The following is an 18,877-nucleotide window of genomic DNA, read 5'->3' on the forward strand; positions in this document are numbered from 1 at the left end:
CACCCGCACGCCGTCCGCGTGCTGGCCCGCGCCTGGATCCGCGTGATCTGGCGCTGCTGGCTCGACGGTGTCCCCTACGACCCCGCCAAACACGGTGCCGCAGCAGCGCTCAACGAGTTCGTTGCTGCCTGAGGTTGACACAGGGAGTGTCATGCGTCCTCCTGTACGCGCCCGTGCTCCCGTACGTGGACGCAGGCGGCGGCGCGGCGGTCACCGGCGGGCCACAGTTCGGCGTCCAGCGTCGCGCATTCCTCCAGCGCGACCGGGCAGCGCGGGTGGAACGAGCAGCCCGCGGGCAGGTCCATCGGGTCCGGCGGGTCGCCGCCGAGGCCGCGGGGCGCCAGCCGGGACGCCGGGTCGCCGACGGTCGGGAAGGCCGCCGCCAGCGCCTGGCTGTAGGGGTGCTTCGGGTCGTGGAACACCTCGCGCGACGGGCCGTGCTCGACCACCCGGCCCGCGTACATGACCGCGAGCCGGTCGCAGACGTCGGCGAGCACCGACAGGTCGTGCGAGATCATGATCAGCGAGATGCCGTGCTCGGCGACCAGGTCCTTGATCAGCGTCAGCACCTGCGCCTGCACCATCACGTCGAGGGCCGTGGTGGGCTCGTCGGCGATGATGAGCCGGGGCGAGCAGGCGAGCGCCATCGCGATCATCACGCGCTGGCGCTGGCCGCCCGACAGCTCGTGCGGGTAGCTGCGCGCCCGCCAGGCGGGCAGGCCCACCTGGCTCAGCAGTTCGGCCACCCGCTCGCCGGCCTGGCCGGGCTTGGCCAGGCCGTGCACGAGCAGCGGCTCGGCGACCTGGTCGCCGATCCTCTGGACCGGGTTGAGGCCGTGCTGGGCGCCCTGGAACACGATCGACGCCCCGGCCCAGCGGACCGCGCGCAGGCGGCCCCACCGCATGGTGAGCACGTCCTCGCCGTCGAGCAGGATCCGGCCGCCGATGCGGGCGTCGCGCGGCAGCAGCCGCAGCAGCGCCATGGCCAGCGTCGACTTGCCGGACCCCGACTCGCCGGCGACCCCGAGCGCCGCCCCGCTGTCGAGCGTGAGCGACACGCCTCGCACCGCGGGCACCTCGCCCTCGGCGACGCGGTAGGTGACGGAGACGTCGTCCAGTTCTAGCAGGCTCATGCCTTCGCCCCCCGGAGTCGCGGGTTGAGCACGGTCTCCAGCGCCCGGCCGCAGAGCGTGAACGCCATGACGACCGCGAGGATGCACAGGCCCGGGATGAGGATGTACCACCAGGCCCCGGCGCTGGCCGCGTTCCAGTCGTAGGAGCCGCGGAGCATGGTGCCCCACGAGGTCTTGTTGGCGGAGACGCCCAGGAAGGCCAGCGTCGACTCGGTGACGATGGCGCTGGCGACCTCCAGCGTGGTGCTGGCCAGCAGCAGCGGGGCGACGTTCGGCAGCACGTGGCGGGTGGTGATGTGCCAGTGGCCGCCGCCCAGCGCCTTGGAGCGCTCGATGTACGGCCGGGCCTCCACCGCCAGCGTCTGCGCCCTGATCAGCCGGGCCGTCGACGGCCAGGAGGTGACGCCGATCGCCATGATGATGGTGAACGTGCTGCCGCCCAGGATGGCCGCCAGCACCAGCGCGGTGACCAGCGAGGGCAGCACCAGGAACCAGTCGGTCACCCGCATGAGGAGGGCGCCGATCCAGCCGCGGAAGTGGCCGGCGGCGATGCCGAACACGGTGCCGATGCCCACGCTGACCAGGGCGGCCAGGAAGCCGATGAGCAGCGACGTGCGCGCGCCCCACCAGACCATGAGCAGGATCGAGCGGCCGGACTCGTCGGTGCCGAAGGGGTAGGCCAGGCTGGGCGGGTCGAAGGCGGGGCCGGTGTTCTGGACGACGCTGGTGACGCCCTCGTCGATGAAGAGCGGCGCGACGACGGCCAGCGTCACAGCCACGCCCAGGACGATCAGGCCGGCCATGCCGCCGCGCTGCGAGCGGAAGCCGTCCCAGAACCGGCCGAGCGCCTGCCGCCTGCGGGTCCGGGTGATCGCGCTCATGCGGACCTCACCCTCGGGTCGAGGACGTGGTAGACGACGTCGGCCAGCGTGTTCATGATGATCACCGCGACCGTGATGAGCATGAACGTCCCCTGCATGAGTGTGAAGTCGGGCACCGAGATCGCGTCGTAGAAGAGCTTGCCCAGTCCCGGCCAGCTGAAGACGGTCTCGACCGTGACCGCGCCGCCGACGACGAACCCGATGCGCATGAACACCAGCGTGACCGTGGGCAGCAGCGCGTTCGGCACCGCGTGCCTGCGGCGCAGGTCGTCGTCGCGCAGCCCCTTGGCCCGGGCGACGTTGATGTAGTCCTGGCCCACCTCGTCCAGCAGGGACGAGCGCATGACCAGCAGATACTGTGCGTACACGACGCCGACCAGCGTCAGGCACGGCAGCACCATGTGCCAGGCCACGTCCAGGACGTAGCCGAATCCGTCGGGCGCGTCGACGCTCTCGATGCCCCGCGACGGGAAGATCTTGAGCCAGGCGCCGAAGACCATGAGCAGCAGCAGGCCGAGCCAGAACGTCGGCACCGACCACAGCAGCAGCGAGGTGGCCGTGGAGAACCGGTCGAACCGGCTGCCCGGCCGCCACCCGGCCCGGGTGCCCTGCCACAGGCCCAGGCTGACGGCGATGACCAGGCCCACCCCGGCCAGCAGCAGCGTCGGCCCCAGGCGTTCGCCGATGAGCTCCAGGACCGGCCGCTTGTACTCGTACGAGGTGCCGAGGTCGAGCCGGAGGGTCTGGCCGACGAAGTCGAAGAACTGGTCGACCAGCGGCTTGTCCAGGCCGAGCCGGCGCCGTTCCAGGTCGAGCTGGTCGGGCGTCATGTTGCGGCCCTGCGCGAGGTTCCGTACCGGGTCTCCGGGGAGGAGGCGGAACAGGAAGAACGTCGCGACGATCACCATGGCGATGCTGAGCAACGCCCCGCCGGCCTTGGTGAGCGCGTAGCGCAGCAGGCCGCGGCGGGCGGGGCGGTGGTCGTCAGCGGGGCCCGCCGCCTGCGCGGCGGCGGGCTCTGCTGCTTCGAGCGGTGCGGTCATTCGCGGTCGTCCGCCACGGACTTGCGCCGCCTGCTCAGGAAGAACGCGCCCGCGCCGAGGATGAGCACGGCGCCGACGACGCCGACGATGACGCCGGTGTTGGAGCCGCCCTCCTCGGCCGTGGCGGAGGACTCGACGGCTTCCAGCGAGTAGAACGGCCAGAAGCTGCTCGCGCCGTACAGGATGCCGTCCTGCTCGGGCACGGACGTGATGCTCGCGACCCGGTCCTTGCGGTAGCCCTCAAGGTCGTTCGGGTAGTAGATCGCGATGACCGGGGCGTCGGTGTAGAGGCGCTCCTGCATCTGCTTGATGAGGTCGGCCCGCTTGCCGCGGTCGAGCTCCTTGAGCTGCTCCTGGTAGAGCTTCTCGTAGGTGTCGTCGCAGTAGAACGACTCGGTGCCGCCGCCCTCACCCGACGGGGTGGGCCGCCGGCTGCACAGGTGGGTCGCCAGGACCTCCTCCGGGTCCGGGTTGACCGACCAGCCGGAGATCGCGATGTCGAACAGGCCGGTGACGCCGGTCTCCTCGGTGAACTTGCTGGACTCCAGCTTCTTGGTGGTCAGCGTGACGCCGATCTCCTTGAAGAAGCCGGCCAGGTACTCGGCGAGCTTGTCCTCGATCGGGGTGTCGGTGTGGATGCTGAAGCGGAACTCCAGCTTGCGGTCGCCGTCGGGCATGGTCCGGACGCCGTCGGGGCCCTTCTTGTAGCCGGCCTCGTCGAGGATCTGGTTGGCCTTGGCCGGGTCGTAGGTGACCTTGGTGTCGCCGGTGGCCTCCCAGAAGAAGTCGGTGTACATGGGCGGCACGATCGAGCCGTGGGCCGGCTTGGCCAGGTCGTTCTGCACCTCGGCGACGAGCTTGTCCTTGTCGATGGCGTAGTGCAGCGCCTGGCGGACCTTCTGGTCCTTCAGCGCCGGGTGGCCGTCGCCGACCTCCTTGCCGTCGGTGGTGGTGGCGCCGTGGTTGAGCTGCAGGTACGCGGCACGGCGGCCCTGCTGGTTCCACTGGACGATGTTCGGGTCGCCCGCGAGCGACTGGTAGTCCGGCGGGTTGAGCCGGCCGATCAGGTCGATCTCGCCGTTCTTCAGGCCGATGATGGACGCGGCCGGGTTGTCGTAGAAGACGACCTGCAGCTCGTCGATCTTGGGGGCGCCGCGCCAGTAGTCAGGGTTGGCCTTGAGCTTGACGTACTGGTCCTTCTTGTGCTCGACGGCGATGTACGGGCCGCTGCCGACGGCGGGATACTCGTCGCCCGAGAAGTCGGCGATGTTGTCGACCTTCTCCCAGATGTGCTTGGGCACGATCGGGATCGGGTTCTCCAGCATCGAGGCCTGGGGCTCCTTGAGCTTGATGACGAGCTCCTGGCCGTTGGCGGTGACGCTCTCGAAGTTCTCCGCGGCCGGGCCGTTGGCGGTCTTCGCGGCGTCGTCCGTCATGACCTTGTTGAACGTCCAGGCCGCGTCCTCGGCGGTGACGGGCGTGCCGTCGGACCACTTGGTCTCGCGGATCTTGAAGGTCCAGGTCAGGCCGTCCTCGGAGCTGCTCCACGACTCGGCCAGGTCGGGGCTGGGCTGCAGCGTCTTGTGGTCCGGGATCGTCAGGAAGCTGTACATCTGCCGGTGGATCTGGGACGACACCAGGCGGACGGCGAGGAACGGGTTCATGGAGTCAACGGCCTGGGTCGCGCCCACGCGGATGACCTTCTTCCCCGCCGCGGGATCCTGCGCCAGCGCCACCTGGCCCTGACTCACCACTAAGAGCGCGACGCCCAACGCTGCCAGGCGTGCGAGCCATTTCCTCATGTGTGCCTCACCTTCAGGCGGGGGGTTATCTGTGTAAGGCACGGCACACCATAAGAACATCGCATGTCAACGAGATACGGAGAATTGTTTCATCTTCGTTTCCTTGTGCGGTGTAAATTTTCAGTGGAACTCGGACACCCGTCCCCGGTCCACCACGAGCCTCCGGCCGACGCTGACCGCCTCCAGCATGCGGCGATCGTGGGTGACGAGCAGGAGCGTGCCCGGATAGCCGGCCAGCGCCGACTCCAGCTGCTCGATCGCGGGCAGGTCGAGGTGGTTGGTCGGCTCGTCCAGCACCAGCAGGTTGACGCCCCTGCCCTGGAGCAGCGCCAGCGCGGCCCGGGTGCGCTCACCCGGCGAGAGCGTCGAGGCCGGCCGCGGCACGTGATTCGCCCGCAGCCCGAACTTGGCCAGCAGCGTGCGCGCCTCGCCCGGCTTCATGCCCGAGTGCGCGGTGAAGGCGTCGAGCAGGGTCTCCTCCCCCTCGAACAGCCCGCGCGCCTGATCGACCTCGCCGACCATCACGCCGGAGCCGAGCGCGGCATGCCCCTCGTCCGGCGCGATCCGGCCGAGCAGCGTGCCGAGCAGCGTGGTCTTGCCGGAACCGTTCGCCCCGGTGATCGCCACCCGGTCCGCCCAGCCGATCTCCAGATCCACCGGCCCCAGCGTGAAATCTCCCCGCCGCACGACCGCGCCGCGCAGCGTCGCCACCACCGCGCCCGAGCGGGGCGCGACGGCGATCTCCATGCGCAGCTCCCACTCCTTCCGCGGCTCCTCGACCTCCTCCAGCCGCTCCAGCATCCGCTCCGTCTGACGGGCCTTCGCCGCCTGCTTCTCGGTCGCCTCGACGCGGGCGTTGCGGCCGAGCTTGTCGTTGTCGGTGGCCTTGCGGCGGGCGTTCCTGACGCCCTTCTCCATCCAGGCCCGCTGCATGCGGGCGCGGCCCTCCAGCTCGGCGCGGGTCTGCGCGTACTCCTCGTAGCGCTCCCGGGCGTGCCGCCTGGCGACCTCGCGCTCCTCCAAGTACGCCTGATAGCCGCCGCCGAACAGCTGGATCCGCTGCTGGGCCAGGTCGAGCTCCAGCACGTCGGTGACGGTCCTGGCCAGGAACTCGCGGTCGTGGCTGACCACCACCGCGCCCGCCCGCAGCCCGTTGACGAAGCTCTCCAGCCGGTCGAGCCCGTCGAGGTCCAGGTCGTTGGTCGGCTCGTCGAGCAGGAACAGGTCATAGCGGCTGAGCAGCAGCGACGCCAGCCCGGCCCGGGCCGCCTGACCGCCCGACAGCGAGGTCATCGGCTGATCCAGCGCCACCGGCAGGCCGATCGCCTCGGCTCGCTCGTCCAGATCGGGGCCGCCCAGCGCCAGCCAGCGCTCCAGCGCCACACTGTAGGCGTCGTCCGCCCCCGGGACCTGCTCGGCCAGCGCCTGCGCCGCCGCGTCCATCTCCCGCTGCGCCCGCGCCACCCCCGTACGGCGGGCCAGGAACTCCATCACCGTCTCGCCCGGCCTGCGGTCGGGCTCCTGCGGCAGATAGCCGACGGTGGCGGTGGCCGGGCTGAGCCGGATCTCGCCCTCCTCCGGCCGGTCGAGGCCCGCCATCATGCGCAGCAGCGTCGACTTGCCCGCGCCGTTGGCCCCCACCAGCCCGATCACGTCACCCGGGCTCACCACCAGATCCAGCCCCGAGAAGAGCACCCGCTCCCCGTGACCGGCGGCCAGGCCCCGCACCACCATGGTCGCGCTCATGTACGGCGAGCCTACTAGGCTGCGCCGGATGTCGAGATCGCCAGTCGCGCTGGCCGCCCTGCTCACGATCGCGCTCGGGCTCGGCGTCCGGCTGCTGTGGGACGGCCCGGTCTCCAAGTACGCCGGCGACGCCCTCTACACGGTCCTGATCTACCTGCTCGTCGTGCTCGTATGGCCGCGCGTCCGCCCGTGGGCGGCGGCCCTCACCGCCGCCGCCCTGAGCTGGGCGATCGAGTTCGCCCAGCTCGCCGGCATCCCTCCGGCGCTCCAGCCGCTGCTCGGGAGTACGTTCAACCCTCCCGATCTCTTCTGGTACGTGGTCGGCGCGGTGACGGCGTGGGCCGGGCACACCCTCTGGCTGAGCAGGGCGCTCAGATGATCTCCGCTTGGCGAGCCAGCACGAACCCGCGCCTGCTGGGCAACCTCCTGCTGCACTACGTAACCCCGGTACTGGCGGTCGCCGACTGGCTGCTCCTCGACCGCGACCGGCCCGCCCGCTGGACGGCCCCGGTCGCCTGGCTGGCGTTCCCTGTCTCGTACGGGATCTTCATTGTGCTCCGGGCGCGGACGCTGCCCGAAGGGATGACCCGGCGGTACGTGTACCCGTATCTGAACCTCGACCGGATCGGCTGGGATGGGTTCGCGCTGGTCGGGGGAGCTCTGCTGGCGTCGTTCGCGGTCGCCGGGTACGCGCTGGTCTGGCTGTATCGGCTGGTTGCCGCGTATAGATCGGGACGTCACGGATAGGGGGTAGGAAACAACTCGACTAGGGGGATTCATCATGCTCCAGGACAAGACGATCGCGTTCCTGGCCGCGCCCGAGGGCGTCGAGCAGGTCGAGCTCACCGAGCCGTGGAAGGCGATCAAGCAGGCCGGCGGCACCCCGAAGCTGATCTCCACCAAGAGCGGCCAGATCCAGGCCTTCAACCACCTCGACAAGGCCGACACGTTCGCCGTGGACAGCACCGTGGAAGAGGTGTCGGCGGCCGACTACGACGCGCTGGTGCTGCCCGGCGGCGTCGCCAACCCGGACTTCCTGCGCATGGACCCGAAGGCCGTGGAGTTCGCCAAGGCGTTCTTCCAGGACGGCAAGCCGGTGGCGGCCATCTGCCACGCGCCGTGGACGCTGATCGAGGCCGACGTGGTCCGCGGCCGGACGCTCACATCCTGGCCCAGCCTGCGGACCGACCTGCGCAACGCCGGTGCGACCTGGGTGGACGAAGAGGTCGTGACCTGCGACGCCGGGCCGAACAAACTGGTCACCAGCCGCAAGCCGGACGACCTGAAGGCGTTCTGCCAGACGGCGATCGAAGTCTTCGGCGGGTGACGCGCGTGAGGGGCGGCCCGTGATCCGCCCCTCACCGCACGGTCTTCGCCCTCCGCGCCGACAAGCTCAGGCAGCGTCTACGGGGGCACGCCCCCGCACCCCCGGCGGGGGGCCGGCCCCCTCGCGCTCCCCCGGCCTCGGCCATCGTTCGACGCCGGAGGCGCAACGTCAGGACGCTTCGAAGGCGGCTGCCACCACCGGACGGACTGCGTCCATCGACACCGCGCCCAGTTCCCGCTCAAGGGAGGTCATGTCCACTTCCGGCATGCCGCAGGCGACCGCCCAGTTCCACGGCATCAGGTCGCCCTCGACGTTGAGGGCGAAGCCGTGGCTGGTGACTCCGCGGCTCTGCCGCATCCCGATCGAGACGATCTTGCGGCCGGTGTCGGCCGTCCACACGCCGGTGAGGAGTTCCGAGCCGGGCGGGGTGTCGCGACGTTCGGCGGGGAGTCCGAGTTCGCGGAGGGCGTCGATGAGGCGCAGTTCGACCTCGCGCACGTAGTCGACGATGCGCTCGTCCTCGTCCAGCTTGACGATCAGGTAGCCGACGAGCTGGCCGGGGCCGTGGTAGGTGAGCTGCCCGCCCCGGCCGGTCTCCACGACCGGGATGCCGCGCGACGGGTCGGGCAGGTGGGATGTCGGGGTGCGGCGGCCGACCGTGTAGACCTGCGGGTGGCTGAGCAGCCAGAGCGTGTCCGGCCGGGCGTCGCGCTGGCGCTCGTCGACCAGCTCGGCCATGCGTTCCATCGCCTTGTCGTAGTCGACGAGATCATCTTGGATCAGTGTCAGCGGCCTAGCCCTCATGTCTCAAAGGATAAACCTCAGTACTTCCTGGGCTCTTCGGGGACGAGGATCCACATGACCACGTAGACGACCCACATCGGCCCGGGGAAGAGCGAGAGGATCAACCAGAGGATGCGGACGAGGGTCGGCGGGAGGCCGAACCGGTCGGCGAGGCCTCCGCAGACGCCGGCGAGGATCCGGTGCTGCCGTGAGCGGTACATGGTGTCCCTCCGTTGACGACGTTCTACTCAGTCAGACGAACGCGCCTCGCTGACTTCTCCCACTACCGGCCCTGAGAAAACCCTGTCAGGGTCAGCCATTCCCGGGCGGCGGCCAGATGTCTGCTGGTCAGACCGTGTTCGGGGGGTACGTGGATGAGTAGAAAATCGCCCGTACCCTGACGGGCCCTGAGGTAGTCGTCGTCTTCCTGGTACACCTGGTCGTCGAACCAGACGAACCGTCGGCCGCCGACGTACTCGGCGACCCGCCTGGTCTTGAACATCTCGCCGTGCCGGCTCGCGCCCTCGTCGTCGGGCCGCATCCCGATGACCGGCAGCGGCGGCAGCCCCAGCCGGGGCGCGATCCACTCGTTGGCGTGCTGCTCCCACGTCGTCGCCCAGACCAGCTCGGCCCCGGTCTCGACCGCCAGTTCCAGCAGCCGGGCGCCGTGCCGGTAATTGAGATGGACGGTGTAGACGGTGCTGCCGACGGTGCACTGGTAGCGGCGGAAGTCGGGGGTGGGTCGCCCGGTGGGGTTGAGCACCCCGTCGACGTCGAGGAGCAGCAGCGGCTTCACCGGTTCGCCCCCACCCGGTGTTCCTGCGGGCTGACGCCGTGGACCCGTTTGAAGGCGGCGCTGAGCGCGAACGGGCTGCCGTACCCGACCTTCCGGGCGACGGAGGTCACGGTCGCGTCGGGTTCGCGCAGCAGGTCGGCGGCGAGCGCCAGCCGCCACCCGGTGAGGTACGCCATCGGCGGCTCCCCCACCAGTTCGGTGAACCGCCGGGCCAGCGAGGCGCGCGAGACGCCGACTTCGGCGGCCAGCGCGGCCACGGTCCACGGCCGGGCGGGGTCGTGCTGCATGATCCGCATGGCCTTGCCCACCACGGGGTCGCTCTGCGCCCGGTACCACGCCGGGGCCTCGTGGGTGGCGAACCAGCTCCGCAGCGTGGCGATGAGCAGCAGGTCGAGCATCCGGTCGAGCACCGCTTCCTGCCCCGGCTCGTCCTTGACGACCTCCTCGCCCAGCAGCTCGATGAGCGGGCCGCCGGGCTGGATGAGCAGCGGCGGCAGCGCCTGGAGCAGCCGTTTGCCGACCTCACCGGTCATGAGGTAGGTGCCGACGATCAGCGCGGTGCCGCCGTCGCGGTCGTTGCCCCAGGTCCGCACGCCCTGCCCGAGGCTCTGGTAGAGCGACCTCCCGTCGAGGGTGGTGCACTTCTCGCCGGGGTGGATGACGACCTGCGGCGGGGTGTCCGGCCGGTCGGCGACGACGTACGGTTCGGGCCCGCGGACGACGGCCACCTCGCCGGGCCGCACCTGTGTCACGCCGTCCCGTACCACCGAGGCCTCGCCCCGCACCACCGCCAGGACCGTGAGCGGCGCCTCGTCCTGCACCCGGATCGACCAGGGCGGGTCGAGGATGACGCGGAGCAGGAACGCGCCGCGGGCGTGCGGGCCGTCGAGCAGCGCCGCCAGGTGATCCATGATTGAGACGATCGCATATGCCTTCGGGCGTCACAACCATGGAACCTCTCAGCGACGGCGGGCTTACTGGGGTCCATGACCATCTTGGTAACGGGCGGCACGGGCAAGACCGGCCGCCGGATCGTGGACCGGCTCGGCGCGCTCTCTGTCCGGGTCGGTTCCCGTACGGGCAACCCGCCCTTCGACTGGGCGGACCGCGGCACGTGGGACGCGGCGCTGGACGGGGCGCGTGCCGCTTATATCTCCTACTATCCCGACCTGGCCTTTCCCGGCGCGCTGGAGGACGTGCGGGCGTTCACCGAGCGGGCGGTGGCGGCCGAGCTGTCGAAGGCGACCGGCCGCCAGGTCGCGTACGTGCCGGTCACGGCCGAGGAGTACGCGGCGGGCGCCGCCGCGCACGGTGTGCCGCAGGACGAGATCGCGTTGCTGACCAAGCTGTTCACGGAGGTTCTGGACGGCCGGAACGCCCAGGTCGCCGACGGGGTGCGGGCGGCGCTGGGCCGGCCCGCGCGGGACTTCGCGGACTTCGCCCGGGACAACGCCGGGACCTGGATGAACGGCGGGTGAACTCGCCCCGGCGGCTCGCCCTGACTGGGCCTGCCGGGGCCGCGTTTCCGCTAGCCTCACCTCGTTACATCGTGCACTCCTAACGGGGGAAGGTGCAGGCGTGATCGGCTGGATGGAAGCCGTGGTGCTGGGGCTGCTGCAGGGGCTGACGGAGTTCCTGCCCATCTCCTCCAGCGCGCACATCCGCGTGTTCCCGGCGCTCTTCGGCTGGGACGACCCCGGCGCCGCGTTCACCGCGGTCATCCAGCTCGGCACCGAGATGGCCGTCCTGATCTACTTCAGGAAGGACATCTGGGAGATCATCACCACCTGGACCCGTTCCCTGTGGACGCCCGAGCTGCGCGGCCACATCGCCGCGCGGATGGGCTGGTACGTGATCCTCGGCAGCATCCCGATCGGCCTGCTCGGGCTGCTGCTCAAGCACCAGATCGAGGGCGTCTTCCGCGACCTGCGGCTGGTGGGCACGACGCTCATCCTGTTCGCGCTCGTCCTGTGGTTCGCCGACCGCACGGCGCGCAACAAGCTCACCCTCACCAAGCACCTCAACGTGCCGCACTCGGTGGTCTACGGCTTCGCCCAGTCGCTCGCGCTGATCCCCGGCGTCTCCCGCTCGGGCGGCACCATCACGGCCGGTCTGCTGCTCGACTACCGGCGCGAGGAGGCGGCCCGCTACTCGTTCCTGCTGGCCATCCCGGCGGTGCTGGCCTCGGGGCTGTACGAGCTGTCGGAGATCGGCGGCGCGAACACCCCCGACTGGGGGCCGACGATCCTGGCGACGGTGATCTCCTTCGCGGTCGGCTACGCCGCCGTCGCCTGGTTCCTGCGCTACATCAGCACCCACAGCTTCACCGGCTTCGTCGTCTACCGGATCGCGCTGGGCTTCTTCGTCATCCTCGCGGTGACGCTGGGCTGGATCCCCGCCCTGGGCTGACGGGAAAGTTCCACCAAATGGCAGAGAATCCACCCTCGGTGGAGGATTCTCTACCTCACTGAAACGGGCTGGGCCGCGGGCCGGTACGTCGCCAGGGTGAACAGCACCGTCACCAGGCCGAGCGCGGCGGCCAGCGTGATCACGCCTGCTCGTCCGTACCCGTCGAGGGCCAGCCCGCCCATGACGCCCGCCAGCATGAGCCCCGCGTACTGCGACGACGAGAGCAGGCCGAGCCCGACCGGCACGTTCGCGGGCAGCGCCGCGACCACCCTGTACTGCTGCGCGGGCGCCACCAGCCAGCCCACCACACCCCAGGTGAAAGCCCAGACCAGGGCGACGGGCAGGGCCAGGTTCGCGACCGGGATCAGGGCCATGAGCAGCGTGGACGCGGCCAGGCCCGCCAGCACCATGCGGCGCGGCCCGTACGCGTCCGTGAGCCGGCCGCCGAGCTGGTTGCCCACGACCGCGCCCGCGCCCCACGCCCAGAGCACGGCGGCCAGCGGCAGGTCGATGAGCGCGCCGAGGTAGGTGTAGGCGGTGAAGGCCGAGGCGAACATCATCAGCTGCGTCGCCAGCACCGCGAGCACGCCCCGGTCGGCCAGCGGCGCGAACCGCTCCCCCAGCCTGCCGGAGACGGCGATCCGCACGTCGGGCACCAGCGCCGCGACCCCGGCGAGGCCGAGCACCGCCAGCCCCGCCACCAGCCAGATCGTGGCCCGCCACCCGTACGCCGCCCCGATCCACGTCCCGAGCGGCACGCCGACGGCCGTGGCCACGCTCATCCCGCCCATCACCAGCGCCAGCGCCCGCCCCCGGTGTTCCGGCCCGGCCAGCGCGGTCGCCACCCCGGACGCGGTCGGCGTGAACATGGCCGCCCCGGCGGCGGCCAGCACCCGTGTGGCCACCACCAGCGGATATCCGGGCACGACAGCGGTCAGCACGTTGCCCAGCACGAACACGCCGAGCCCGAGCAGCAGTAACGTCCGCCGCGGTAAGGGCGCGGTGACCGCGGCGAGCACCGGTGACAGCACGGCGTACGCGAGCGCGAACACGGTCATGAGCTGCCCGGCGGCGGCCACGGACACGTCGAGGTCGGCGGCGATCGGGGCGAGCAGCCCGGCGGTGACGAACATGCCGGTGCCGACGGCGAAGTTCCCGGCGGCGAGGGGGTAGAGCCCGCGGTTCAAAACGTCCTCCAGTCAATTGGATGCCCATCAAACTGACGCACGGTTGGATGGTTGTCAAACAACGAAACCGGTATCTTGGGGGCATGCGCGCCCTGCCCCATCCGGCCTCCGAAGACCTCCAGCTCACCGAGGTGCTGCGGGCGCTGTCCGATCCCGTACGGCTCGAGGCCGTCGCCCGCCTGGCCGCCGCCGGCGAGCTGACCTGCGGCGAGGTGGGCCAGGGGCTCGGCGTCCACAAGTCGACCGCCTCCCACCACTTCCGCATCCTGCGCGAGGCCGGCCTGATCACGACCAAACAGGAAGGCAGGCAGAAGTTCCTCAGCCTGCGCCGCGACGACCTCGAAAGCCGCTTCCCCGGCCTGCTCGACTCGGTGCTCTCCGCCGCCCATGCCACCGTCTGACACCCTGCCGATCCGGCGCGTGCTGCCGGACCTGCTCACCGCGCTGGACGCGCACGGCAGCGCCGTCCTGACCGCCCCTCCCGGCACGGGCAAGACCACGGTCGTGCCGCTCGCCCTGGCCGACGCGGGCATGCGGGTGGTGGTGGCCGAACCCCGGCGGCTCGCGGTGCGCGCGGCGGCCCGCCGGATGGGCGTCAGCTACACGATCCGCGGCGAGCGCCACACCGGCGCCGACCCCCGGGTGGAGGTCGTCACCACCGGCGTGCTGCTGCAGCGTCTCCAGCGCGACCAGGAGCTGACCGGGGTGGACGCGGTCGTGCTCGACGAGTGCCACGAACGCCACCTGGACGCGGACACGGCGCTGGCGTTCCTGCTGGACGTGCGCGACGCGCTCCGGCCCGGCCTGCGGCTCATCGCCGCCTCCGCCACCGCCGACGCCGACCCCTGGGCCCGCCTGCTCGGCGGTCCCGTCGTGTCCGCGTCCGCCGTCACGCACCCCGTCGACGTCGTGTGGGCGCCGCCGCCGCGCCCCGTCGCGCCGCCGCACGGGCTGCGCGTCGACCCCGCCCTGCTGGCGCACGTCGCCGCCGTCGTCCGGCGGGCGCTCGCCGAACGGGACGGCGACGTGCTCTGCTTCCTGCCGGGCGTCGGCGAGATCGCCCGGGTGGCCGGGATGCTCGACGGCGTCGAGGTGCTCCAGGTGCACGGCCAGGCCCCCGCCCGGGTCCAGGACGCCGTGCTCTCCCCCGGCGCCTCCCGCCGCGTGGTGCTGGCGACCTCGGTGGCCGAGTCGAGCCTGACCGTGCCCGGCGTACGGGTCGTCGTCGACTCCGGCCTGGCCCGCGAGCCGCGCACCGACCACGCCCGCGGCCTCGGCTCCCTCACCACCGTGCGGGTCTCCAAGTCCTCGGCCGGCCAGCGCGCCGGCCGCGCCGGGCGGGAGGCTCCGGGCACCGTCTACCGCTGCTGGTCCGCCGCCGACCACGACCGCCTCCCCGACCAGCCCAGCCCGGAGATCGCCCTCGCCGACCTGACGTCGTTCGCCCTCCAGGCCGCCTGCTGGGGCTCCCCCGACGCCTCCGACCTGGCCCTGCTGGACCCGCCCCCGCCCGCCGCCCTCTCCGCCGCCCTCGCCACCCTGCGCACCCTCGGCGCCGTCGAACCGACCTCTGGGAGCGTACGAGTGACCGACCGCGGGCGGCGGATGGCCCTGGCAGGAGTCCACCCCCGGCTGGCCCGCGCCCTGCTCGACGTCGGCCCCCGCGCCGCCGAGGTCATCGCCCTCCTGTCGGAACAGCTTCCCCGCGACGCGGCCGACGACCTGGTGGAGGTCTGGCGCGCCGCCCGCCGTGGCCGCGACGCCTTCACCGCCCGCTGGCGCGCGGAAACCCGCCGCCTCTCCCGAACCACACTCCGAGAGCCGACCGCGGAGGACCGGGAAGGCGCGTTTCCGAACCGTACCGACAGCACCCAGCCTCCCGCCCCGAGACGAAGCACCGAGGACACCGCTCCGGGGCGGAGAGGCGACAACAGCACGCGGCTTCCTGCCGCGGGGCCGGCGACCGAGGACGACATGACGACCCCCACTTCCGGGCGGAGGAGTGATGACGGCGCGCCCCCTCTTATTGCGGGGCGAGCCACCGAGGATGAGGTGGCCGGGGTCGCCGTGGCGCTGGCGTTTCCTGAGAGGGTGGCGCGGCGGCGGGGTGGCGGGTATCTGATGGCGTCGGGGACGGAGGCGCAGCTCGCCGAGGGGTCGAAACTGGCGTCCGCGGAGTGGCTGGCCATCGCGGTGGCCGACCGTCCCACCGGGTCGGCGTCGGCGAGGATCCGGCAGGCGGTGGTGATCGACGAGGAGATCGCCAGGCGGGCGTACCCGGTGACCGTCGAGGAGGAGGTCGCCTGGAAGACGCCGCCCGGCTCCAAGCGGGGAGACGTGACGGCGCGCCTGGTCGAACGGCTGGGCGCGATCGAGCTGTCGGCCACGCCGCTGCCGGACGCCGACGTGCGCGACGCACTCCTGTACGGGCTCCGTACCGAGAACGTGCTGACCTGGACGAAGGAGGCACGAGCGGTCAGGGACCGGCTGGCGTTCTGCCACCGCGCGGCGGGCGACCCCTGGCCGGACGTGAGCGACCTGATCGCCCTGGCCGACCAGTGGCTGGAGCCCGAGCTGTCGAGGGCCCGCCGCCGCGCCGACCTGGAGAAGATCGACGTGGCGTCGGCGCTGCACCGCCTGGTCCCGTGGAGCGAGCGCCTGGAGGCGGTGGCACCGGAACGGATCGAGGTGCCCAGCGGCTCCCGCATCAGGATCGACTACTCGGGCGAGCAGCCGGTGCTGGCGGTGAAGCTGCAGGAGCTGTTCGGCTGGCAGGAGGCGCCCCGGATCGCGGGCGTGCCGCTGCTGGTCCACCTGCTCTCCCCCGCCGGCCGCCCGGTGGCGGTCACGGCGGACCTGGCGTCGTTCTGGCGCGACGGCTACCGCGCGGTCCGCGCCGAGCTACGCGGCCGCTACCCCAAACACCCCTGGCCCGAGGACCCCCTCACAGCCACCCCCACCCGGCGCACAAGCCGATCGGCGTCCCGGAGGACGTAATGATCCAGGAAGCCGCCCTCAACAACGCCGCCTGGTGCGACGTCCTGTGCCGCGCCCACGGCCTGCCCGGCGCGTTCACCGAGAGGGCGTGGACCAACCCGCGCCGCACCCCGCCCTACTACCCCGACGCCGTCACCCTCTCCCCCGAGGCCACACCCGCCGACGTCCTCCCCCGCATCGACGCGACCCCGGGAGCCTCGATCAAGGACAGCTTCGCCACCCTCACCCCGCCCGGCTTCGACCTCCTCTTCGAGGCCACCTGGATCCACCGCCCCGGCGCCACCCCCGGAGCACACAGCTGGAAGGTGGTCCAGGACGAGGAGGCGCTGCGGGCCTGGGAGCGGGCTTGGGGCGAGGAGCCGGGCCTGTTCCCGGCGGCACTGCTCGCCGACCCGGCCGTCAAGATCGTGACCGGCCCGGAAGGCGGGTGCGTGCTCAACGAGACCCCCGGCGGCCGGACGGCCGGCATCTCGAACTTGTTCGGCGACGACCCCTGGCCGGCGGCCGTCGCGACCGCCGCCGCCCTCTTCCCCGGCCGCGACCTGGTCGGCTACGAAACCGACCCCGCCCCGGCCGCGGCACACGGCTTCACCCCGATCGGCCCGCTGCGCGTGTGGGCGAAGCCCTAGCGGAGCGCTAGGCCGGAAGGTGAGCCAGCACCTCCTCGAACGTGGCCGCCTCGGGGATCTCCGCCACCCCGGCGCCGAGGTCCTTGAACCCGCTGGACGTCCCCACACACACCACCGGCCCGCCGAACGCCACCCCCAGCTTCCGATAACCGGCCAGCCCGGCCGCGCCGGACAGCTCCTGCCACAGCCCTTCCCGGCCCAGGTCGCGCTGGGCCGCGCGCATCTCCGCGTCGGTGACCAGGACCGCGCCGCCGCCGCTGTCCAGCACCGCCCGCACGCCCCGGTGGCCGCCGACGGTGCAGGCGATCCCGTACGCGTCCGTAGGAGCGTCGCCGACGACCGCGGCGGGAGCCCCGGAGGCGACGGCCCGCGCGTTCGGCCCTCCTCCGGCGGGCTCGCAGGAGAACATCCGGGGCGCGGTCTCGGCCACCCCGAGCCGCCGCAGCTCGGAGAAGCCCTTCCAGATCCCGTACAGCAGCTCGGCGTACCCGGTCGGCGCGAACACGGCGGCGGGCGCCCGCCCGAGCTGGACGAAGAGCTCGTACGCGATCGTCTTGTAGCCCTCGGGGCCGTACGGGTGGCCGGTGTGGGTGACGGTCTGGTTGCTGACGGGGTGGTAGCCGAGCCGGTCCACGATCTCCCGCAGCAGCGGCCAGCGCCGCTCGATCGGCACGCTGAACACGGCCGCCCCGTACGCCCGCACGAAGGACCGGACGGCGGCGGGCGAGTTCGCGGAGGCGAGCACGATCGCGGGCAGCCCGGCGCGGGCGGCGTAGGCGGCGGCCGAGGCGCCGTGGTTGCCGGAGGAGGCGACGACGACGCCGGGGGCGCCTTCGGTGAGCGCGGCGCTGACGGTGACGCGGTTGAGGCGGTCCTTGTGCGACCAGGTCGGGTTGCGTGACTCGTCCTTGACGTGCACGCCGCACGCCTCGATCAGCGGGGTGCCGCCCTCGCCGAGGGTGGGCGCGGGCCGCCGCGGGTGAGCGGGGGCCGGGGCGGATAGGCGATGCCGGGGTCTCCGAGTGAGCGCTGGCCGACCGCCAGCGAGGCGGAATCGTGATGCACGCGGCCGAGCCTAGTGGGATAGCATAGTGATATCACTTCGATAGCAGGGAGGCTTGATGGAGCGACGGGCGTTCAAGGTCAACGGCTTTGTGGTGGTGCTCGTCCTGCTGGTGCTGGGCGTCGCGGCGCTGCTCGCCGGGATCGGTTCGGAGCCGACGCTGATCGTGCTCGGCGCGATCTGGGTCGTGCTGGTGTCGCTGGCGTCGACCGGCTTCACGATCGTCAACCCGAACGAGGCCAAGGTGGTGCAGTTCCTCGGCCGCTACGTCGGCTCGGTCTCCGACGCCGGATTCCAGTGGGTGCTGCCGCTGACCACCAAGCGCAAGGTCACGCTGCGGGTGCGCAACTTCGAGACGGCCAAGCTGAAGGTGAACGACGCCGACGGCAACCCGGTCGAGATCGCCGCCGTCGTGGTCTACAAGGTGATCGACACCGCCAAGGCCGTGTTCTCGGTCGACGACTACGAGGAGTACATCGCGATCCAGTCCGAGGCGGCGGTCCGCCACCTCGCCACCACTCACCCGTACGACGCCCAGGACGCCGAGCGGACCAGCCTCCGCGACGGCGCCGAGGTGGCCACCGAGCTGACCGCCGAGCTGCGCGACCGCACCGACCTGGCCGGGATCGAGATCATCGAGGCCCGCATCACCCATCTCGCCTACGCCCCCGAGATCGCCCAGGCCATGCTGGTCCGCCAGCAGGCCGGCCAGGTCGTGGCGGCCCGCACCCGGATCGTCGAGGGCGCGGTGGGTATGGTTCAGCTCGCGCTCGACCGGCTGTCGGCCGAGGGCGTGGTGGACCTCGACGAGGAGCGGAGGGCGCAGATGGTCTCCAACCTCCTGGTCGTCCTGTGCGGCGACCGAGCAACCCAGCCGGTGGTGAACACCGGCAGTCTGTATGGCTGAGCGTAAGAAGCTCCTGCTGCGCCTGGACCCGGCCGTCTACGAGGCGATCGCCAAGTGGGCGGCCGACGACCTGCGCAGCGTCAACGCACAGATCGAGTACGCGTTGCGGCTCGCGCTCAAACAGGCGGGCAGGGAGCAGAAGCCGCGCAAAGCACCTCGCGCTGAGGAGTAGAA

General features: G+C 71.7%; 22 protein-coding genes. 10 read left to right on the plus strand and 12 right to left on the minus strand.

Annotated elements, in window-relative coordinates:
• Positions 1 to 149: 149 nt before the first annotated feature.
• From AB0J42_RS27165 to AB0J42_RS27185, 5 genes are all read right to left on the minus strand, one after another.
• Positions 150 to 1,133: an ABC transporter ATP-binding protein gene (locus AB0J42_RS27165; protein ID WP_364299194.1), complete on the minus strand. Its 984-nt coding sequence runs from the start codon at positions 1,131 to 1,133 to the stop codon at positions 150 to 152.
• Positions 1,130 to 2,014, minus strand: a complete 885-nt coding sequence (locus AB0J42_RS27170) for an ABC transporter permease (RefSeq protein ID WP_364299196.1) — start codon at positions 2,012 to 2,014, stop codon at positions 1,130 to 1,132. The genes AB0J42_RS27165 and AB0J42_RS27170 overlap by 4 nt, the downstream gene beginning before the upstream one ends.
• Positions 2,011 to 3,057 (minus strand): ABC transporter permease, encoded by a 1,047-nt coding sequence (locus tag AB0J42_RS27175; protein WP_364299198.1) that lies wholly within the window; start codon positions 3,055 to 3,057, stop codon positions 2,011 to 2,013. Before AB0J42_RS27175 ends, AB0J42_RS27170 begins: the two co-directional genes overlap by 4 nt.
• A complete protein-coding gene (locus AB0J42_RS27180; RefSeq protein WP_364299200.1) occupies positions 3,054 to 4,859 on the minus strand; it encodes an ABC transporter substrate-binding protein in 1,806 nt (601 codons plus the stop codon). Before AB0J42_RS27180 ends, AB0J42_RS27175 begins: the two co-directional genes overlap by 4 nt.
• Before the next feature lie 120 nt (positions 4,860 to 4,979).
• Complete coding sequence (locus AB0J42_RS27185; RefSeq protein WP_364299202.1) at positions 4,980 to 6,605, minus strand: ABC-F family ATP-binding cassette domain-containing protein; 1,626 nt, start codon at positions 6,603 to 6,605, stop codon at positions 4,980 to 4,982.
• A gap of 28 nt (positions 6,606 to 6,633) precedes the next feature.
• Between AB0J42_RS27185 and AB0J42_RS27190 the strand changes: the two genes are divergently transcribed.
• From AB0J42_RS27190 to AB0J42_RS27200, 3 genes are read left to right on the plus strand one after another with little or no spacing between them, the layout of a single operon-like run.
• On the plus strand, positions 6,634 to 6,984 hold the full coding sequence (locus tag AB0J42_RS27190; protein WP_364299204.1) for a DUF2809 domain-containing protein: 351 nt from the start codon (positions 6,634 to 6,636) through the stop codon (positions 6,982 to 6,984).
• The gene (locus AB0J42_RS27195) at positions 6,981 to 7,352 is read left to right on the plus strand and encodes a Pr6Pr family membrane protein (RefSeq protein ID WP_364299206.1); all 372 of its coding nucleotides are present in this window, start codon (positions 6,981 to 6,983) and stop codon (positions 7,350 to 7,352) included. The genes AB0J42_RS27190 and AB0J42_RS27195 overlap by 4 nt, the downstream gene beginning before the upstream one ends.
• A gap of 34 nt (positions 7,353 to 7,386) precedes the next feature.
• On the plus strand, positions 7,387 to 7,932 hold the full coding sequence (locus tag AB0J42_RS27200) for a type 1 glutamine amidotransferase domain-containing protein (RefSeq protein WP_364299208.1): 546 nt from the start codon (positions 7,387 to 7,389) through the stop codon (positions 7,930 to 7,932).
• A 168-nt stretch (positions 7,933 to 8,100) separates the two neighbouring features.
• Here AB0J42_RS27200 and lipB read toward each other — a convergent pair whose 3' ends face one another.
• From lipB to AB0J42_RS27220, 4 genes are all read right to left on the minus strand, one after another.
• Positions 8,101 to 8,736 (minus strand): lipoyl(octanoyl) transferase LipB, encoded by a 636-nt coding sequence (gene lipB / locus AB0J42_RS27205; protein WP_364299210.1) that lies wholly within the window; start codon positions 8,734 to 8,736, stop codon positions 8,101 to 8,103.
• 17 nt (positions 8,737 to 8,753) lie between these two features.
• Positions 8,754 to 8,936, minus strand: coding sequence for a PspC domain-containing protein (locus tag AB0J42_RS27210; protein ID WP_364299212.1), 183 nt, complete (start codon positions 8,934 to 8,936; stop codon positions 8,754 to 8,756).
• Positions 8,937 to 8,998: 62 nt separating this feature from the next.
• On the minus strand, positions 8,999 to 9,511 hold the full coding sequence (locus AB0J42_RS27215; protein WP_364299214.1) for an HAD domain-containing protein: 513 nt from the start codon (positions 9,509 to 9,511) through the stop codon (positions 8,999 to 9,001).
• Complete coding sequence (locus AB0J42_RS27220; RefSeq protein ID WP_364299216.1) at positions 9,508 to 10,422, minus strand: AraC family transcriptional regulator; 915 nt, start codon at positions 10,420 to 10,422, stop codon at positions 9,508 to 9,510. The genes AB0J42_RS27215 and AB0J42_RS27220 overlap by 4 nt, the downstream gene beginning before the upstream one ends.
• 75 nt (positions 10,423 to 10,497) lie before the next feature.
• Here AB0J42_RS27220 and AB0J42_RS27225 point away from each other — a divergent pair, with 75 nt between their 5' ends.
• On the plus strand, positions 10,498 to 10,989 hold the full coding sequence (locus tag AB0J42_RS27225; RefSeq protein ID WP_364299218.1) for a hypothetical protein: 492 nt from the start codon (positions 10,498 to 10,500) through the stop codon (positions 10,987 to 10,989).
• Positions 10,990 to 11,092: 103 nt separating this feature from the next.
• Positions 11,093 to 11,920, plus strand: coding sequence for an undecaprenyl-diphosphate phosphatase (locus tag AB0J42_RS27230; RefSeq protein WP_364299343.1), 828 nt, complete (start codon positions 11,093 to 11,095; stop codon positions 11,918 to 11,920).
• Positions 11,921 to 11,970: 50 nt separating this feature from the next.
• Here AB0J42_RS27230 and AB0J42_RS27235 read toward each other — a convergent pair whose 3' ends face one another.
• Positions 11,971 to 13,107, minus strand: coding sequence for an MFS transporter (locus tag AB0J42_RS27235; RefSeq protein WP_364299220.1), 1,137 nt, complete (start codon positions 13,105 to 13,107; stop codon positions 11,971 to 11,973).
• An 83-nt stretch (positions 13,108 to 13,190) separates the two neighbouring features.
• Here AB0J42_RS27235 and AB0J42_RS27240 point away from each other — a divergent pair, with 83 nt between their 5' ends.
• Genes AB0J42_RS27240 through AB0J42_RS27250 form a run of 3 tightly spaced genes read left to right on the plus strand, consistent with a single transcriptional unit; the run spans position 13,191 to position 16,733 of the window.
• Entirely contained in the window at positions 13,191 to 13,508 is a 318-nt protein-coding gene (locus AB0J42_RS27240) for a metalloregulator ArsR/SmtB family transcription factor (protein ID WP_364299222.1), read from the plus strand.
• Positions 13,495 to 16,104, plus strand: coding sequence for an ATP-dependent helicase C-terminal domain-containing protein (locus tag AB0J42_RS27245; RefSeq protein WP_364299224.1), 2,610 nt, complete (start codon positions 13,495 to 13,497; stop codon positions 16,102 to 16,104). The genes AB0J42_RS27240 and AB0J42_RS27245 overlap by 14 nt, the downstream gene beginning before the upstream one ends.
• On the plus strand, positions 16,104 to 16,733 hold the full coding sequence (locus tag AB0J42_RS27250; RefSeq protein WP_364299226.1) for a hypothetical protein: 630 nt from the start codon (positions 16,104 to 16,106) through the stop codon (positions 16,731 to 16,733). Before AB0J42_RS27245 ends, AB0J42_RS27250 begins: the two co-directional genes overlap by 1 nt.
• A gap of 7 nt (positions 16,734 to 16,740) precedes the next feature.
• Here the strand turns inward: AB0J42_RS27250 and AB0J42_RS27255 are convergent, their stop codons facing one another.
• Positions 16,741 to 17,652, minus strand: coding sequence for a pyridoxal-phosphate dependent enzyme (locus AB0J42_RS27255; protein WP_364299228.1), 912 nt, complete (start codon positions 17,650 to 17,652; stop codon positions 16,741 to 16,743).
• A 14-nt stretch (positions 17,653 to 17,666) separates the two neighbouring features.
• On the minus strand, positions 17,667 to 17,798 hold the full coding sequence (locus tag AB0J42_RS27260) for a hypothetical protein (protein ID WP_364299230.1): 132 nt from the start codon (positions 17,796 to 17,798) through the stop codon (positions 17,667 to 17,669).
• Between the two features lie 56 nt (positions 17,799 to 17,854).
• On the opposite strand from AB0J42_RS27260, the gene AB0J42_RS27265 reads away from it, so the two are divergent.
• Complete coding sequence (locus tag AB0J42_RS27265) at positions 17,855 to 18,703, plus strand: SPFH domain-containing protein (protein WP_364299232.1); 849 nt, start codon at positions 17,855 to 17,857, stop codon at positions 18,701 to 18,703.
• Positions 18,696 to 18,875 (plus strand): hypothetical protein, encoded by a 180-nt coding sequence (locus AB0J42_RS27270; protein WP_364299234.1) that lies wholly within the window; start codon positions 18,696 to 18,698, stop codon positions 18,873 to 18,875. Before AB0J42_RS27265 ends, AB0J42_RS27270 begins: the two co-directional genes overlap by 8 nt.
• The last annotated feature ends 2 nt before the right edge of the window (positions 18,876 to 18,877 follow it).

This window comes from Nonomuraea sp. NPDC049649, from assembly GCF_040675175.1.
Classification (GTDB): Bacteria; Actinomycetota; Actinomycetes; order Streptosporangiales; family Streptosporangiaceae; genus Nonomuraea.

Bases quoted from the DNA above. Each gene is read 5' to 3' on its own strand.
- AB0J42_RS27165 (WP_364299194.1), bottom strand. From the start codon at position 1,133: ATGAGCCTGCTAGAACTGGACGACGTCTCCGTCACCTACCGCGTCGCC.
- AB0J42_RS27170 (WP_364299196.1), bottom strand. From the start codon at position 2,014: ATGAGCGCGATCACCCGGACCCGCAGGCGGCAGGCGCTCGGCCGGTTC.
- AB0J42_RS27175 (WP_364299198.1), bottom strand. From the start codon at position 3,057: ATGACCGCACCGCTCGAAGCAGCAGAGCCCGCCGCCGCGCAGGCGGCG.
- AB0J42_RS27180 (WP_364299200.1), bottom strand. From the start codon at position 4,859: ATGAGGAAATGGCTCGCACGCCTGGCAGCGTTGGGCGTCGCGCTCTTA.
- AB0J42_RS27185 (WP_364299202.1), bottom strand. From the start codon at position 6,605: ATGAGCGCGACCATGGTGGTGCGGGGCCTGGCCGCCGGTCACGGGGAG.
- AB0J42_RS27190 (WP_364299204.1), top strand. From the start codon at position 6,634: ATGTCGAGATCGCCAGTCGCGCTGGCCGCCCTGCTCACGATCGCGCTC.
- AB0J42_RS27195 (WP_364299206.1), top strand. From the start codon at position 6,981: ATGATCTCCGCTTGGCGAGCCAGCACGAACCCGCGCCTGCTGGGCAAC.
- AB0J42_RS27200 (WP_364299208.1), top strand. From the start codon at position 7,387: ATGCTCCAGGACAAGACGATCGCGTTCCTGGCCGCGCCCGAGGGCGTC.
- lipB (WP_364299210.1), bottom strand. From the start codon at position 8,736: ATGAGGGCTAGGCCGCTGACACTGATCCAAGATGATCTCGTCGACTAC.
- AB0J42_RS27210 (WP_364299212.1), bottom strand. From the start codon at position 8,936: ATGTACCGCTCACGGCAGCACCGGATCCTCGCCGGCGTCTGCGGAGGC.
- AB0J42_RS27220 (WP_364299216.1), bottom strand. From the start codon at position 10,422: ATGGATCACCTGGCGGCGCTGCTCGACGGCCCGCACGCCCGCGGCGCG.
- AB0J42_RS27225 (WP_364299218.1), top strand. From the start codon at position 10,498: ATGACCATCTTGGTAACGGGCGGCACGGGCAAGACCGGCCGCCGGATC.
- AB0J42_RS27240 (WP_364299222.1), top strand. From the start codon at position 13,191: ATGCGCGCCCTGCCCCATCCGGCCTCCGAAGACCTCCAGCTCACCGAG.
- AB0J42_RS27245 (WP_364299224.1), top strand. From the start codon at position 13,495: ATGCCACCGTCTGACACCCTGCCGATCCGGCGCGTGCTGCCGGACCTG.
- AB0J42_RS27250 (WP_364299226.1), top strand. From the start codon at position 16,104: ATGATCCAGGAAGCCGCCCTCAACAACGCCGCCTGGTGCGACGTCCTG.
- AB0J42_RS27265 (WP_364299232.1), top strand. From the start codon at position 17,855: ATGGAGCGACGGGCGTTCAAGGTCAACGGCTTTGTGGTGGTGCTCGTC.
- AB0J42_RS27270 (WP_364299234.1), top strand. From the start codon at position 18,696: ATGGCTGAGCGTAAGAAGCTCCTGCTGCGCCTGGACCCGGCCGTCTAC.